This is a genomic window from Rummeliibacillus stabekisii, assembly GCF_007988965.1.
Lineage (GTDB): Bacteria > Bacillota > Bacilli > Bacillales_A > Planococcaceae > Rummeliibacillus > Rummeliibacillus stabekisii.
This window is the reverse complement of sequence record NZ_BJVD01000009.1, coordinates 71793-89369: the sequence shown is the minus strand read 5'-3', so window position 1 is coordinate 89369 and position 17577 is coordinate 71793. Positions and strand designations below refer to the sequence as shown.

General features: G+C 37.5%; 13 protein-coding genes. All 13 read left to right on the top strand.

Annotated elements, in window-relative coordinates; all coding sequences use genetic code 11:
• Nucleotides 1-185 precede the first annotated feature (185 nt).
• Nucleotides 186-1412, top strand: coding sequence for an ATP-binding protein (locus RST01_RS13285; protein WP_221298013.1), 1227 nt, complete (start codon nucleotides 186-188; stop codon nucleotides 1410-1412).
• Nucleotides 1409-2314, top strand: coding sequence for a response regulator (locus RST01_RS13280; protein WP_066791028.1), 906 nt, complete (start codon nucleotides 1409-1411; stop codon nucleotides 2312-2314). Before RST01_RS13285 ends, RST01_RS13280 begins: the two co-directional genes overlap by 4 nt.
• Nucleotides 2315-2465: 151 nt before the next feature.
• A complete protein-coding gene (locus tag RST01_RS13275; RefSeq protein WP_066791026.1) occupies nucleotides 2466-3746 on the top strand; it encodes a cation:dicarboxylate symporter family transporter in 1281 nt (426 codons plus the stop codon).
• Between the two features lie 182 nt (nucleotides 3747-3928).
• The gene (locus RST01_RS13270) at nucleotides 3929-4366 is read left to right on the top strand and encodes a MarR family winged helix-turn-helix transcriptional regulator (protein ID WP_066791024.1); all 438 of its coding nucleotides are present in this window, start codon (nucleotides 3929-3931) and stop codon (nucleotides 4364-4366) included.
• Nucleotides 4363-5562 (top strand): MFS transporter, encoded by a 1200-nt coding sequence (locus RST01_RS13265; protein ID WP_147197459.1) that lies wholly within the window; start codon nucleotides 4363-4365, stop codon nucleotides 5560-5562. The genes RST01_RS13270 and RST01_RS13265 overlap by 4 nt, the downstream gene beginning before the upstream one ends.
• 93 nt (nucleotides 5563-5655) lie before the next feature.
• Entirely contained in the window at nucleotides 5656-6411 is a 756-nt protein-coding gene (locus tag RST01_RS13260; RefSeq protein WP_147197457.1) for an SDR family NAD(P)-dependent oxidoreductase, read from the top strand.
• A 308-nt stretch (nucleotides 6412-6719) separates the two neighbouring features.
• A complete protein-coding gene (locus RST01_RS13255; protein WP_147197455.1) occupies nucleotides 6720-7925 on the top strand; it encodes an ABC transporter substrate-binding protein in 1206 nt (401 codons plus the stop codon).
• Between the two features lie 75 nt (nucleotides 7926-8000).
• A complete protein-coding gene (locus tag RST01_RS13250; protein ID WP_147197453.1) occupies nucleotides 8001-8876 on the top strand; it encodes a branched-chain amino acid ABC transporter permease in 876 nt (291 codons plus the stop codon).
• A gap of 12 nt (nucleotides 8877-8888) precedes the next feature.
• Entirely contained in the window at nucleotides 8889-9836 is a 948-nt protein-coding gene (locus RST01_RS13245) for a branched-chain amino acid ABC transporter permease (protein ID WP_147197451.1), read from the top strand.
• Nucleotides 9829-10605 carry an ABC transporter ATP-binding protein gene (locus RST01_RS13240; RefSeq protein WP_066791006.1) on the top strand — a complete coding sequence of 259 codons (777 nt, stop codon included), beginning with the start codon at nucleotides 9829-9831 and terminating at the stop codon, nucleotides 10603-10605. The genes RST01_RS13245 and RST01_RS13240 overlap by 8 nt, the downstream gene beginning before the upstream one ends.
• A complete protein-coding gene (locus tag RST01_RS13235; protein WP_066791005.1) occupies nucleotides 10606-11313 on the top strand; it encodes an ABC transporter ATP-binding protein in 708 nt (235 codons plus the stop codon).
• A gap of 199 nt (nucleotides 11314-11512) precedes the next feature.
• Complete coding sequence (locus RST01_RS13230) at nucleotides 11513-15823, top strand: metallophosphoesterase (protein ID WP_147197449.1); 4311 nt, start codon at nucleotides 11513-11515, stop codon at nucleotides 15821-15823.
• A gap of 228 nt (nucleotides 15824-16051) precedes the next feature.
• A complete protein-coding gene (gene exaC, locus RST01_RS13225) occupies nucleotides 16052-17569 on the top strand; it encodes an acetaldehyde dehydrogenase ExaC (protein WP_147197447.1) in 1518 nt (505 codons plus the stop codon).
• The last annotated feature ends 8 nt before the right edge of the window (nucleotides 17570-17577 follow it).

Sequence of the window (17577 nt, the reverse complement as noted above, 5' to 3'; positions counted from 1 at the left end):
TAGACGATATCCACGCCCTTAGTAGCGTGTATATCGTCTTTTGTTGTTTATATGACTTATAAGTTTCACCGTATTTTTTCATTCTAGTGCAATCATGGTAATATAAAGAGAATATATTATCTGATTGGAGGGGAATCTCCATAGGCATTAGTCAAAAAAATTGGTTGAAGTCGGAAACGATATGGATGCTATTGATCGCTATTTTAACAGCTGTCAGTAGCGAAATTAAACTCTCTCCCTTTCAAGGCGAACCGTTTCGCTTTGGGGTAGGCAGTATAACTTTCTTAGTGCTTCTGTTAGCTCGGAAACCAAAGTCCGTTTTAAAAACAGGTATTATAACGGGGATAACCGTAGTTCTTTTTCGTCTCATTATTTCAGTTATATTTTACAGTGGGACGTGGGACAATAGTTTTCAAGAACATCTTCCTGCGTTTTTTTATTACTTCTTATATGTTCTCCTATTTCAATTCATAAAGCTGGAGAAATTTATTGATTCACCATTTAAATTAGGTTTAATCGCTACAGGGATTGAAATTGTGGCGAACACTGCGGAGCATATGCTGAGATACCTTATGTCAGTTACTAATATAGGTATTTCTGATCTGCTCTTAATTGTGATGGTTGCTTTTTTAAGAAGCTTTTTTGTTGTGGGTATTTTTAGTTCAATCATTGCAATGGAAGAAAAAAAACGAGTAGGTGAACAACTATCACTCGACTCTGGCTTATACGTAGAAACGCTCTATTTGCAAAAAATGATGAATCATATCGAACAAATTATGGCTGATAGTTATGACTTTTATCGAACATTGAAAGCTGATAATCAATCAAACCTTAGTGTACGTGCGCTCCATATTTCCCAGGAAATCCATGAGGTTAAAAAGGATGCACAAAGAATCTTTTCAGGTCTTTCAGACATATCTCTAGTGAAAACAAATGAGGAGTACTATTTATCGAATATTGTAGAATTTGTAGAAAAGGCAAATTTTAAATATGGCGGCATGTTAAATAAAAGAGTGGAACTCAAAACTACTCAGACGGTCGATTTTATCCTATCCCAGCAAAATCCTATTCTAGCCATTCTTAATAACTTAGTTGCAAATGCTGTGGAAGCAATCGAGGACTCTGGCATGATAAGCGTGTCTATATGGGCAGAAGGGAATATGATTCATTTTAAAGTGCAAGATAATGGGACTGGCATTAAAGAAGAAGATATGGATATTATCTTTGAACCGGGTTTTACAACAAAATACAATCAACAAGGCGTTGCGGCTACTGGTATTGGCCTTTCACATGTAAAAGAAATAATCAACATGCTTGAAGGAGAAATTAGGCTCGAAGATCAAGCAGACGGCACAGCCTTTCATATAAGGATTCCAAAGAAAAACATAGAAAAGAGGGTTGAGCAAAGATGAGATACTTTATAGTCGATGACGATGCGGCGAGCCGCCGTATGCTAAAGCAAATTATTTTGGAAGGAGATATGGGGGTCATTGTCGGTGAGGCAGATAGTGGTATTAGTGCTATAGAGTCGATTTTATCCAGTGATCCAGATTTTGTGCTGATTGATTTACTGATGCCTAATTTAGATGGTATTGAAACAATTGAACAATTGCGCAAACAAGGTTTTAAAGGATATTTTATTATGATATCTCAGGTAGAGAATAAAGAAATGGTGGGCCATGCATATGAAAAGGACATTGAATTTTTTATTCATAAACCAATCAACAAAATTGAAGTGCAAAGTATCCTTAAAAAAACGTCAGAGCGTTTTTTATTAAAGAAATCCCTATTGACCATCCGTAAATCACTCTTAAATTTCGAGGCAGAAACACGAGAAGAGTCACATCGAACGATTAAGGATGTGGTTTTCTCCATATTAAATGATATGGGAATCGTTGGTGAAGCAGGTAGCGATGATATTGTAGCCATCATTGAATTCTTAGTATCGAGAGAAGATAAACCAAGGCAAATTCCTCCATTAAAAGACTTATATGAAGAATTGGCATGCCGAAAAAAATTAAGCAGCTCTGAAATTATTAAGGAAAGTAAAGCAATTGAGCAAAGAATTCGGCGTACGCTAGTGATTGCTATGAATAATTTAGCAACTTTAGGGGTAGTAGACTATACGAATCCGGAATTTGAGTATTATGCACCTCGTTATTTCGAATTTGCCGAAATACGAGGTTTAATGAACGGCATACAACAGAAGGCTCTAACGCCAAAGAAGATGAAAGTAAATGTAAAAAAATTTCTTCAAGTGCTGTATGTAGATGCAGAAGAAAAATTCAAACACCCGCCACGTTATGATGCATGATGTTATAATTCTCTTTAAAAATTTTAAGTTGAATAAATATTTTTGAATTTTTATTTCATAAAAAATGTCGGATGGTGTCGGATTTTATATGTCTTAGGTACAATAAAAATAATTCACAAAAAAGTTGTAATTTTTAAAAGGGGTGACTTGAATGAAACGAATAAAAATCGGATTGGCTTGGCAAATTTTAATCGGGCTAATTCTTGGTATTATAGTAGGTGCTGTTTTTTACGGAAATGAAAACGTACCCAAATATCTTCAACCAGTCGGCACTATCTTTATGAACATGATTAAGATGATTGTCGTACCGATTATCATCTCTACATTGATCTTAGGGGTAGCTGGACAAGGTGACTTGAAAAAGCTAGGTAAATTAGGGATCAAAACAATTGTTTACTTCGAAGTAATTACTACATTTGCCATCATAATTGGTATTTTTGTAGCCGATTTCTTCCATCCTGGTACTGGCGTTAACATGGATCATTTAACAAAAGGGGATATTTCCTCTTATGTAGAGACAAGTGAAAGTGTTAAATCTGGTGGCGGATTTGCTGATACCATCGTCCATATCGTACCTACGAATGTAATACAAGCGATGTCTGAAGGGAATATGCTTGCTATTATTTTCTTCTCAGTATTATTTGGACTAGGTGTTGCTGCAATCGGAGAAAAAGGGAAACCAGTATTGTCCTTCTTCTCAGGAGTGGCAGATGCTATGTTCTGGGTAACGAATACAATCATGAAATTTGCGCCAATCGGTGTATTTGCTTTAATCTCTGTTACAGTATCAACATTCGGTATTAAATCGTTGGTTCCACTGGGCAAGTTGGCTATTCTTGTGTATGCAGCCATGATTCTTTTTGTTGTGGTCGTCTTGGGCATTGTGGCAAAAATCTTCGGTCTAAGTGTATTTAAATTGATTCGCATTTTAAAAGACGAACTTTTACTTGCTTACTCTACATCTAGTTCCGAGACAGTTTTACCGCGGATTATGATGAAAATGGAAAAAGCAGGTGTGCCAAAGGATATCGTATCCTTTGTTATACCAACAGGCTATTCATTTAACTTGGACGGCTCTACGTTATACCAAGCAATCGCTGCTTTGTTTATCGCACAAATGTATGGAATTGACTTAAGTCTCGGTCAACAAATTACATTGGTATTAACATTGATGGTAACATCAAAAGGTATTGCAGGTGTTCCAGGCGTATCCTTCGTTGTATTGCTTTCAACTCTTGGAGCTGTAGGTATTCCTTTAGAAGGTTTAGCATTTATCCTTGGTATTGACCGTATCCTTGATATGGCACGTACAGCTGTAAACGTAACAGGTAACTCTTTAGCATCACTTGTTATGGCTAAATCAGAAGGTCGTTTGGATAAAGAAAAATATGATAACTATTTTGAAAATGAAAAAAATAGTAACTTAGTGTAAAAACTTAGGCTACAGCCATCATAATGGCTGTAGCCTTTTTTATTTTGCTTAGAAAGAAACTATGACATGAAAGCAGAAATAGGGTAAACCTTTAATCCTACAAGGCTACTTGATTTTAAAATTATATTCTGATACAATGAAAAAGTTGTTTTAGTTATCATTGTTAACTATATGGAGGGTATATGAAAAAATATCGCACACTTTTTCATGAGCTAATCTTAACCTACCGACCATTTGAAACACAGTTAAATGAGCAGCTTTCTAAGCATGGGCTGCATCGAACTCAATGGTCCGTTTTATATTATTTAGTCATGACCGAATTTGCTACGTCCGTAGAAATTGCACGTATTATGGGTGTTGAAAAGCCGAATATCGCAAGAACTATGAAGAGTTTAATCGAAATGGGTTATGTCGACACCATCCAAGGGCAAGACAAACGGGAAAAACGGTTAGTGGTGACAGATAAAGGTATGGAAATATTCAATGAAATCCGCACCACAGTGGATGCTTTTGAACAACAACTGCTCTTAGATGTGGGAGAAGAAGAGCAACTTGCATTTATTCATACTTTGCAAAAAATCAAAAGAAATTTATCTACCAGATCGGAGGAAAATAAATGAGTCACGCTAAAGAAAAGCTTTGGACAAAAGATTTTATTGTCATGTCCTTAATTAACTTTTTTATTTTATTAATTTTCTACTTATTAATGGTAACTATTGCCTCATTTGCAGTGAAAGATTATCATGCAACTACTAGCCAAGCGGGCTTAGTAACAGGGATTTATATTATCGGAACATTGATTGGAAGGCTTGGGACGGGGAGGGTTATTGACCATTTTGACCGTAAACATGTTCTGATTGTAGGTCTTGTTCTATTTATTGCTACATTATGTTTGTATTTTATCCACGCGGGCATCACAGTGCTCCTTTTATCTCGTTTTGTAAATGGATTTGCCGTAGGGATCGCTTCTACAGCAACTGGTACCATTGTTGCGCAAGTACTGCCGATTTCTCGTAAAGGGGAAGGCATTGGCTATTACAGTATGAGTACAACATTAGGAACAGCGATTGGGCCATTTATCGGAATTCTAATGAGTCAACATACTTCTTACAATATGATTTTTGCGGTTTGTGTACTATTAGGTGTTATTAGTTTAATAATAGGCCTTACAACAAAAGTTCCACCTATGGAATTGATTCCTGAAGCAAAAGCGGAATCAAAAGGTTTCTCTATTTCTCAATATATTGAGCCAAAAGCAATTCCGATTGCTATTATTACTGTTTGTATGTCATTAGGTTATGCAGGCATCTTATCATTCATCAACTTCTTTGCAAAAGATCGTAACTTAGTAGAAGCTTCTAGCTTTTTCTTTGTTGTGTATGCAATTGCAATTTTAATTACACGCCCATTCAGTGGACGGTTAATGGATACGAAGGGTGCTAACTTTGTCATGTATCCTTGCTTTGTTCTTTTTGGCTTAGGTTTGCTATTACTAAGTACTGCGCATAGCAATTTTGTTCTTTTAGCTGCAGGTGCTATTATTGGGATAGGTTACGGTAATTTATCATCTTCAGCACAAGCTATCGCCGTAAAAGTAACACCTTCTCATCGTATGGGTCTTGCGACTTCTACGTTCTTTATCGCAATGGACGGCGGCTTAGGTATCGGGCCATATTTACTTGGTTTTATTATCCCGCTTATCGGCTACGGAAAACTCTATATTTCTTTAGGGATATTTATTTTTATCACATTAGCTCTATACTTCTTGCTCCATGGCCGAAAAGATCATCTTTTAATGGAGAATAAACCGGTTTAATGCATAAAAAACCAGTATAGATATAGATATTATTTTAACGTTAAATGTTTTAGTGTTAAAATAGTGTGTATTGAAGGAAAGGAGTTGTTACTTTTGGGTAAATTAGATGAAAAAGTTGCTATTATTACAGGAGGAGCTGGAGGTATTGGCAGCGGCATGGCGAAAGCGATGGCAAAAGAGGGAGCAATAGTAGTGATTGTTGACTTAAATGAAGAGACAGGCAAAGCAATGGAAAAAGAATTGCAAGCAATCTCGCCAAAGTCTATGTTCATGCAAGCGAACTTAATGGATCGTGAAAATCTTCCAAATATCATAAAAACAGTTGTTGAGAAATACGGAAAATTGAATGTATTAGTAAACAATGCACATGCTTCTAAGCAAGTTACTATTGAAGACATAACACAAGAAGATTTAGATTTGTCATTCAATACAGGGTTCTACCCAACATTTTATTTAATGCAAGCAGCGCTTCCTTATTTAAAAGAAACAAAAGGCAATGTAATTAACTTTGCTTCAGGCGCTGGTATTAATGGTCATGAAACACAAGGTTCATATGCTGCTGCAAAAGAAGCAATTCGTGGTATTTCTCGTGTTGCTGCAAATGAATGGGGCCGCTTTGGTATTAATGTAAACATTATCAGCCCAATTGCCAACTCACCTGGTGTACAAGCATGGGCAAAAGCCCAACCAGAATACTATGAAGCAGTAAGAAGTAAAATTCCATTGGGCCGTTTTGGCGATGTGGAAGAAGATATCGGCCGTGTAGCTGTATTCTTAGCTTCAGAGGATTCTCAATATATGACTGGCCAAACCTTTATGGTTGATGGCGGTTCTATTATGCTTCATTAATTTTCTCACTATAGCATTTATCAATGAATCAAGAAGGGGTATTCCTTCTTGATTTTTTCATTTCTTTATAAAGGTATACTAGAAGCGCTGGAACCATAATATAGAACAAAATGGATTGATTAATATAATGCATTTTTGACTATTTTAAATATTTATAATTTATAAAAAATTGTGTAGACGAATAGAAAGGAATACATTACAATATGATAAGTATTAAGTATTGCTAGATAGAAAGACTATATTCCTAAATATCTTCTAAATAAAATTTTCAAAATATTTAGAATATAGTAATCAAAGGAGGGCTTTAGATGGTCGCTAACAGTAAATTAAAAAAGTATGCTTCGGTATTTTTGGCTTCTTCATTAGTTGTAGGGCTATTGGCAGGTTGCGGTAGCAAAGACCAATCCACTACGTCAGGCAGCAAAGGTAACAGCAGTAAAGAAGTGAAAATTGGTCTAAATCTAGAGTTGTCGGGCAATGTGGCCTCTTATGGTTCGGGCATTGCAAAAGGAGCAAGACTTGCTATTAAAGAAATCAATGATAACGGGGGTATTGACGGCAAGAAGATTGTCCCTGTCGAAATTGACAATAAATCAGACGCAGCGGAAGCAACAGCTGCTGCTATCAAGCTCGCAACGCAAGAAAAGGTTGTAGCGCAAATTGGTTCAGCTACTTCAGGCAATACTGTAGCAGCTGTGCAAATAGCAAATAAAAATAAAATGCCGGTGATTGGGCCATCAGCTACTTCTCCGACAGTAACTGTTAACAGTGATAATTCAGTAAATGAATATGCATTCCGTACATGCTTTATTGATCCATTCCAAGGAAGGATTGCAGCAAACTTTGCCCTGAACACTCTAAAAGCAAAGAACGTCGCTATCTTCTCAGATAGTGCCAGTGATTATGCAAAAGGCTTAGCGAAATCTTTCAAAGAAACAATAGAAGAAAATGGTGGAAAAGTAGTAGCGGAAGAATCATATGTTGCGAAAGATACGGATTTCAAATCAACGCTAACACGCCTAAAATCCAAGAAACCTGACTTTATCTATATTCCAGGTTATTACGAGGAGGTAGGCTTGATTGTCAAGCAAGCAAGAGAAGCAGGTATTACCGTACCTTTGATGGGCGGAGATGGATGGGATTCGCCAAAAATGGTCGAACTTGCTGGAGGAGATTCGCTTAATAACACATTCTTTACCAATCACTATTCATCAGAAGATCCAGATGAAAAAATTCAAAAATTTGTAGAGGCCTTTAAAGGTGCTAACAAAGACCAAGCACCGGATGCATTCAATGCGTTGGGCTACGATACGGTGTATTGGCTGAAGGATGCAATTGAAAGAGCTGGTTCTACAGATGGCGAAAAAGTGAAAGATGCTTTGGCGGAAACAAAAGATTTGTCTCTCGTAACAGGCACATTCTCTGTGGATGAGAATCACCACCCAGTGAAATCAGCTACAGTACTTGAATTCAAAGATGGCAAACAAGTGTTTAACTCTAAGGTCAATCCTTAAGCTGTTATTTAAAGGGAGGGCATAAACCTCCCTTTTCTAGTTTTTCTATTGTTTTTTAAAAGGAGTGAACTGTATATGGAATGGCTGCAACAATTAATCAACGGAATTTCACTCGGCAGTATTTACGCCTTGATTGCACTAGGTTATACAATGGTTTACGGCATTATCAAATTAATTAACTTTGCGCACGGTGATGTGTTTATGATTGGCGCATTTATAGGTTTTTTTGCAATATCAAGATGGGATTTGGGTTTCTTCCCGGCTCTCCTTCTAGCGATGGTGGTCTGCGCTTTATTGGGCGTGTTCATCGAGCGGGTAGCGTATAAGCGTTTGCGGAATGCTACGCGTATTGCTGCATTGATCACAGCGATTGGCGTGTCGCTATTAATTGAATATACAACCATTTTCTTTAGAGGGGCACAGCCGGAGGCATATCCTAATGTCGTTTCTTCTAAAACATTTCAATTTTTAGGTGCACAAATTAGTATGCAGTCAATCATGATTCTATCAGTATCTATCGTACTAATGCTAATCCTTCAATTTATCGTACATAAAACAAAGATTGGCAAGGCTATGCGTGCAGTATCTTATGATGTAGAGGCAGCGCGGTTGATGGGGATTAATGTAGATAATACGATTTCCGTAACGTTTGCGATAGGGTCAGCCTTAGCTGGTGCGGCAGGAGTCATATTCGGTGTGTATTATACAAAGATTGATCCATTAATGGGGATTATTCCAGGAGTTAAAGCATTCGTTGCAGCTGTATTAGGAGGAATAGGAATTATTCCAGGAGCAGTGGCTGGCGGAATGGTGCTTGGCGTAGTCGAAACAATTGTTAGTGCGCTCGGTTTCTCTTCTTGGCGGGATGCGGCAGCGTTTATTATTCTAATTCTCATATTAATCTTTAGGCCATCGGGTATTTTTGGCAAGAACACCCGAGAGAAAGTGTAGGTGAGCGTGCATATGAAAAAGTCTAAAATCTTTTGGATTTACATTGCAGTGGCGCTTGTGGTCTATGCCATTGTTGAGCTATTGATTGTCAATGGCCAACTTGATATGTATTATTCCAATCTATTTATTACCATTGCTATTAATATCATACTAGCTGTGAGTTTACATTTAGTCATTGGCATTACTGGCCAATTTTCGATTGGACATGCGGGATTCTTAGCTGTTGGGGCTTATATTTCAGCTATTTTTACTACCAACCTAGGCTTTCCATTCCCTGTTGCTTTAATCATTGGTGCCATTGTTGCAGCAGTAGCAGGACTTATTGTTGGGATACCGACATTGCGCTTAAAGGGAGACTATTTGGCGATTGCCACACTAGGATTTGCTGAGATTATACGAATTATTTTCTTGAATATTGATTATGTCGGCGGCGCTGCAGGGATGCAGGTTGATTATTTGACGACTTGGACATACGCATTTTTCGGCGTCCTAATTACCATTATTGTAATTGCAAACTTTACGAATTCAAGACATGGTAGAGCATGTATCGCCGTACGAGAAGATGAAATTGCAGCAGATGCAATGGGGATTAATACGACGTATTACAAGGTATTGGCATTTGCAATCGGTTCATTCTTTGCTGGACTTGCAGGTGGGCTATTTGCACACAACTTCTTCATCATACAACCATCACAATTTGGGTTCTTAAAATCTTTTGATATTTTAATTTATGTTGTTTTGGGTGGGCTGGGAAGTTTATCTGGTGCTGTCATTGCTGCTATTTTATTGACAGTTATTTCTTTATACTTACAAGACTTCCCTGAAACTCGAATGATTATTTATAGCTTAGTCCTCATTATTGTTATGTTATATCGACCATCTGGCTTAATGGGAACTAAAGAAATAACGGACTTCTTTAAATTCAACAAAAAAGCAAAAGGAGGAAAAGTCAATGAGTGACCTTCTTTTGAAAGTAGAAAATGTAGGTATTCAGTTTGGTGGTTTAAAAGCAGTATCCGGATTAAATATGGAAATGCATGCAGGCGAATTAATTGGGTTAATCGGACCGAATGGCGCTGGGAAAACAACAAGTTTCAATATGCTGACAGGTGTTTATAAACCTACTGAAGGCACCATTATTTTTAATGGAAAGAAAACAAATAATATGTCGCCTCACCAAGTAACAAAAAGCGGTGTCAGCAGGACGTTTCAAAATATTCGACTCTTCAAGGATTTATCGGTATTAGACAATGTAAAAGTAGCCAATCACTCTTTGGCACACCATTCTGTCATCAGTTCCATTTTTCGTTTGCCAAGTTATTTTTCGGGTGAAACAAAAATGGAACAAGAATCTATAGAATTTTTAAAAATTTTTGGGCTCGATCCCTACATGAATGAATTGGCTAAAAACTTGCCGTATGGTATGCAAAGGCGGTTAGAAATCGCCCGTGCACTAGCAGCTAAACCTAAGCTTTTGCTTTTAGATGAACCAGCTGCAGGTATGAACCCACAGGAAACGCAAGATTTAATGGGCTTAATTGCTCTTATACGGGAAAAGTTTGACCTAACCATTTTGCTGATCGAGCATGATATGGGATTGGTGATGGGGATTTGTGAGCGCATCTATGTACTGGATCATGGCCAACTAATAGCTGAGGGCAAACCGGAAGAAATAAGAAACAACAAGAAAGTCATTGAAGCGTATCTTGGCGAGGAGGTTACGGAGTAGATGCTAACAATTAATGAGATTAATGTATTCTATGGGAATATCCAAGCATTAAAAGGCGTCTCCTTGGAGGTTAATGAAGGAGAGATTGTGACATTAATTGGCGCAAATGGCGCCGGGAAAAGTACACTCTTAAAAACGGTCTCTGGCCTTTTAAAACCAAAGCAAGGAACCATTGAGTTCCAAGGTAAAACAATTGCTGGTAAAGCAGCTCAAACTATCGTGAAAGCTGGAATATCTCACGTACCTGAAGGTAGGCGAGTTTTTTCAAACATGTCAGTGGAAGAAAATTTGGATTTGGGTGCTTATTTACGTAAGGATCATAAAGCCGTAGCAGAAGATAAAGAACGGATCTTTAAAATCTTCCCAATCTTATTGGAGAGGCGAAAACAGCTATCCGGGACACTATCAGGTGGAGAGCAGCAAATGCTAGCGATGGGGCGAGCAATTATGGCACGTCCAAAACTACTTCTATTAGATGAACCATCCATGGGATTAGCTCCCTTAATGGTAAAAACAATTTTTCATACCATTGAAGAAATACGTAAAGAGGGAACGACCATTTTGTTAGTCGAACAAAATGCACATATGGCTTTATCAATAGCAGACCGTGCATATGTGATAGAAACGGGTCACGTAGTATTATCTGGATTAGCAAAAGATTTACAAGAGGCAGAACAAGTAAAAGCTGCTTACTTAGGTGGATTATAGTATCTGATTGACCTCATCATATGGGATAAATTTTTATAGGCTGCGCAATCTATCAATGTAGATTGTGCAGTTTTTTATTTTTTATTGTTAAAAAGACTCATCATTTTCCTGATACTAGTAGATAAATCTGGGTGTATTGTTATAATAGGCATGGGAAATTTATTTTTTATATCCAAAAATTACAAAGGGGTTAGACAAAATGATGAAAAAGAAGTTAGCTATGTTCCTTGCCTCCATACTTTTTCTTTCAGCAAGCATAGCAAACTTACATGTAACGACAGCCCATGCAGCTGAAAATGACACTTCAATACTTAACGCACCTTCATTGTTCATGACAGAGGTAGTTTCTAAAAATGCTGAATCAGAAGGAACAAATGCTTATCAATTTGTGGAGATTTACAATAATGCCGATAAAAATATTTCCTTAAATGATTACAAGCTCCGCTACCGCTATCTTGAAAATTTGAAAAAGGAAGATGACGTTTTGACTCCTGAAACTGAGGACATCACGATTCCAACAGGAGGTTCGATTGTCTACTGGATTGTACAAGATAATACGAAAACTGTGGCAGACTTTAATCGTTATTACGATGTGCATCTCATTGAAAATGAAACAATCGTCAAGGTAACTGCTACGAAACCTTTGGAGGTTAATGGTGTTCAAGGTCTTGCACTGGCAACAAACACAGGGGAAGATGTGGCAATTGCCTACTATAATGAAGTACCTGGAGTAATAGATACTGTAGCAGACAAAGGAATACTCTATACATATTCAGGAACGCCAAAGGACAAGATGTTGAAAAAGTATAGCAGTAGAACCTATGATGCCACGCCTGGCTATGTATCGTCAGAGCAAATACCATCTGAAAAAGTGGTTATTCCAAAAGATGAACAAAAGCCGGAAATCCAAGACGTTTCTACGCCTGAGGTGAACGTCGAACAAAATGATTTGTTATTCTCTTTTAACCTATATGATAATATTTCAATTAAAACAGCTCGCTTGTACTACAAGACCAATGATGAAGAGTCATTTAAAGCCATTGACCTTACTAAAAAGAGCGGCAGTAGCCTCTATAAATATACAATTCCCTCTACAGACCTGATTGGGAAGGAATATGTAGAGTATTACTTAAGCGTATCTGATGGAACAAATACGCAAGAGATTGAGAAGAAAAAAGTAGAGGTAATGCAAGAAAGAATACCTCAAGGTCTATCACTCAATATACAGAATGATACTGTTCTCTCGAAAAATATATTAGTAAAAGCCTTTAATACAGAAAAAAATTCAAAATCTTCTTTATTGATTGATCAAGAGGATGTAACAGGAAAAACAACAGAGGCCTTGGAAAGCAAAGCGTACTTAGTCATGGATGTTAATAAAATTGATCGTTATTTTGAAAATGGTGTGACGATTGGTAAGGATGTCCTGCAAATATTCCATGACAAAATCACCTCGTATAAAACACTTATTGTTCCTGTGGACCCCAAGTATTTTACAAAAGGGAAGAAGCGAGCATTTGCTATTCGGTCCGGAACAAAGGTATCGCCTTTTGATGAAAATTCAAAAGAAAATCGTGATGACTTTGTTGTCAAACATATGCGATTAATATTAAGTGACGGAACAGTTCTCTACGATCCTAAATATGCAGATCCGGAAAAGGAATGGAAAGTTGGCGATAGCAAAGGGTCAAAGCCCATTCTAAAAATAAGCTTTGCTGTACCGGACGAACAGTTTTCAGCAAGTTCCTTTAAATGGAATACAAAGAGTGCAAAAGAGGGAACCCATACCATTATGGCAAAGAGCGGGAAGAAAACAGTCAAATCCACTGTCTTTGTTGATAATACGCCGCCAGTGATTGTTCCATCTATACAAAAGAATAAGCTTTATAAAGGCAAATTCACCATTAACGCTGAATTAAAGGATGACTATGCAGGCGTCCAAAAAGTAGTGGCAAAGCTAGATGATAATGAGATTACTTTGCCGTTTAATACTTTTTCAGCAGCGTTAACACCAGGTAGCCATACTTTACGAATTGAAGCAACGGACCAAGCTGGGAATCGCTCAGTGAAAACTACAACGTTCCAAGTAGTGGAAGAACAACCTTATCTACCTCAGTTAATGATACCCTATGAAAAATCTATCGATGTTCCAGTAGCACCAAAGTTGAAGGTTACTGTTGGTGACCCAACAGGAGACGATTTACATGTTTCATTTAAAAAAGCGTATCAATATACTGCGAATCAAGCTTCACATATAAGAGCATATGAAAATAAGACAGATAATGAACCACCGAAGGATCTCGTATCAAATGGGGAACAGCCTATAGAAGATGTGGATTCGATAGCTACCTCAGACAAAAAATACGTAACGACAACAGGAACGGACAAATATCCGTACCACCGCTTTGAAGTATCTTTGGATAACAAAGTGGACCTTGCAAAAGACGAGGTTGAAATAAACTGGGAGGGTAAATCTGTTATTGGTCGAAGAGTATCACTCTATGTGTGGAATTTTGACAAACAAAAATGGCAGGTGCAAGAATGGAAAATTGCCAACGATAATAAAAACTTTAAGCTGAATGCTGTCATTTCAGGAACTGCATTTGCACGTGACCACAAAGTGCAAGTATTGGTTCAAGATGAAGTAGCTCAGACGAATCAATTTAATTATTCCTTTGTTTGGATGACGGATACTCAATATTATGCGAAAAGCTATCCGCAAATCTATAAAGAAATGACAAAGTGGATTGTGAATCAGCAAGATGAAATGAAGATTAAATATGTATTCCATACAGGAGACATAATTGATATGCAATCAAAGAAAAGCCAATGGGTCAACGCAGACGCTGCAATGAAAACATTGGATGATGCAAATGTTCCGTATGGCGTGTTGGCAGGCAATCATGATGTCAACCACATTGATTTTAACTACAATACATTCTATAAATATTTTGGTGAAAAACGTTTTATAAACAAAGATTATTACGGTGAGTCTTATGATAATAATCGAGGCCATTATGATTTAATCAGTGAACAAGGCAATGATTTCCTTATGCTTTATATGGGATGGGGAACTGATGAAGAGAGTATAGAGTGGATGAATAAAGTACTACAGAAATATCCAGATCGTAAAGCTATACTCAATTTCCATGAGTACCTTCAGCCGTCAGGAGATAGAAGTTTCCTGGGAAATACTCTCTTTGAAAAAGTAGTGGAAAAAAATCCGAATGTCATTCTTGTCTTGTCTGGCCATTTCTTTGGAAGTGAAACAAAAGTAGATGAGATTGATGACAACGGTGATGGCCACCCTGATCGTAAAGTATATCAAATGCTAACTGATTATTCCGGTGGTCCTGAAGGCGGACAAGGGTTTATGCGCATTCTCCAAGTAAATCCTATTGAGAATAAGATTTATGTGAAAACCTATTCTCCATATTTAAATAAATATAATTTTTATAATGCGGATGACTATCCAGGCAAAGATGAATTTGTTATTGAAACAGATTTAACGCCAAAAGAGAAAGTAGTAGCAACCGATTCGTTTAATGTAAATGTCTATACGAATACCAAAATTGGCGCAACTCAAAATGTAAAAAACAATGAAGCTGCTAAAGTAGTATGGAAGGACCTCGAGAACAATAGACAATACTACTGGTATGCAGACGTAACAGATGATTACCAAGGAAAAGTCCGCTCGCCAATCTGGACTTTCAAAACGGTTGAAACGGGCGATGGATTAAAAGATTACGCAGTATCTATTAAAGATGCAAATGGCACTGTTTTATCTCAACAAACAATACGAGATAATGAAGCATTAGAGGTACCTAAAAAAGCAGGCTATACTTTTGCAGGATGGTATACAGATAATTCATATAAAAAAGAGTTTGATTTAGATACGATGTTAAAAACTGAGACAGTGGTTTTTGCAAAGTTTATCAAGAACCCTGAAAAACCAGCTAAGCTTTCTGTATCAGGCAAAACCTATAATCAAATTACTGTAAGCTGGAAGGGATCGACAGATGCAGATGGCTACATCATTTATCGCGCTGTAGAGAAATCAGGCAAATATGAAAAAATAGCTACCCTAAAAAACAATAAAGTAACAACATATATAGATAAAAAAGTTTCTCTGGGGAATACGTATTTCTATAAAATGCGTGCTTACAAGAATGTGGAAAATACAAAATTGTATAGTTCTTACACAGACATAAAATCAGGAAGTCCTATATTGGCAAAGCCTACAAATCTGAAGGCCAAGGAAGTATCGAAGGACAAGCTTCTTTTCTCATGGAAGCCTGTAAGCGGAGCTCTTGGCTACGAAATTTATAAAGCACCACGCAAAGGATCAAACTATAAAAAACTGATGGCAATCAAAGGTTCTAAAGTGAGTGCTGCTAGTAAAAACATAAAGAACGGTAAAAATTTAGATTATAAAATTAGGGCATATCAAACGGTTAAAGGCCACAAAATATACAGTGAGTTCTCAACCGTTACTAGGCCATCGAAGTAACTGATCAAGAAGACATATACACGTGTTGTATTTGTCTTCTTTTTATATGTATATTTTTATATCTAGGCCATATATATGAAATGTTGGCTCTATCTTAATCGAGAATATTTTACAAATATAGTTTGAAAAACTTGAATATTAAGATAGTTTCAGTCATCATAATATATGAAAACGCTATCTATTTAATAGGATAGTAGTATTCGCTCAAACATAAGGGGGAGATCGGACATGATTTATGCAAAACCAAATGCTGAAGGTGCTGTCGTTCAATTTAAAGATCAATATGATAACTTTATCGGGGGCGAATGGGTAGAGCCTGTTAAAGGCCAATACTTCGACAATATATCACCAGTGGATGGACAAGTATTCACAAAAGTAGCTCGTTCCACTGCAGATGATATTGAACTAGCTTTAGATGCAGCGCATAGTGCAAGAAGCGAATGGGGCAAGACTTCTACTGCTGAACGTGCCCGTATTTTAAATAAAATTGCTGATAGAATTGAAGATAATATAGAGCTATTGGCTGTAGCAGAAACTTGGGATAACGGTAAAGCTGTCCGTGAAACATTGAATGCGGATATTCCGCTGGCTGCAGACCATTTCCGTTATTTCGCCAGTGCTATTCGTGCACAAGAAGGCCGTACGACTCAACTAGACAATGATACTGTAGCCTATCATTTCCAAGAACCACTTGGCGTCGTTGGTCAAATCATTCCTTGGAACTTCCCAATATTAATGGCTGTCTGGAAATTGGCTCCTGCGCTTGCTGCGGGTAACTGTGTTGTATTAAAACCAGCAGAACAAACGCCTGCATCTATTATGGTGCTAATGGAATTAATTCAAGATCTACTTCCTGCTGGTGTGGTGAATGTAGTTAACGGTTATGGCGTAGAAGTAGGCAAACCACTTGCTACAAACCCTCGCATTGCTAAAATTGCTTTCACGGGTTCTACTGCGGTAGGTCGCCAAGTAATGCAATATGCAACCGAAAACATTATTCCTGTTACCCTTGAACTTGGTGGTAAATCGCCAAATATCTTCTTTGAAGATGTTATGGAGCATGATGATGATTTTTTAGATAAAGCAATTGAAGGTTTTGTAATGTTTGCTTTCAACTCTGGAGAGGTTTGTACATGCCCTTCCCGTGCATTAGTGCAAGAATCTATTTATGATCAATTCATTGAACGAGCTATGGCGAGAATTGAATCAATTAAGATTGGCAATCCGCTTGATACAGAAGTAATGATGGGGGCACAGGCATCAAACGAGCAACAGCAAAAAATTCTATCATACTTAAAATTAGGCAAAGAGGAAGGAGCAGAGTGCTTAATCGGTGGTGAACACAATCAGATAGATGGTTTTGAGGATGGTTATTATATAAAACCAACTGTATTCAAAGGCCATAATAAAATGCGTATTTTCCAGGAGGAAATATTTGGCCCAGTCCTTGGCGTCACTACGTTTAAAGACTTTGATGAAGCCATCGAAATTGCAAATGACACCGTATATGGTTTAGGTGCAGGTGTATGGTCCCGTTCAGGTGATATCGCTTATCGTGCAGGACGCGCTATTGAAGCTGGTCGTGTATGGACAAATACGTATCACCAATATCCAGCGGGCGCAGCGTTTGGCGGTTATAAGCAATCAGGCATTGGTCGTGAAAACCACGCAATGATGTTAGAACATTATCAACAAACGAAGAATTTACTTGTCAGCTATAATCGTAAGCCACAAGGTTTCTTCTAGAATAGCCG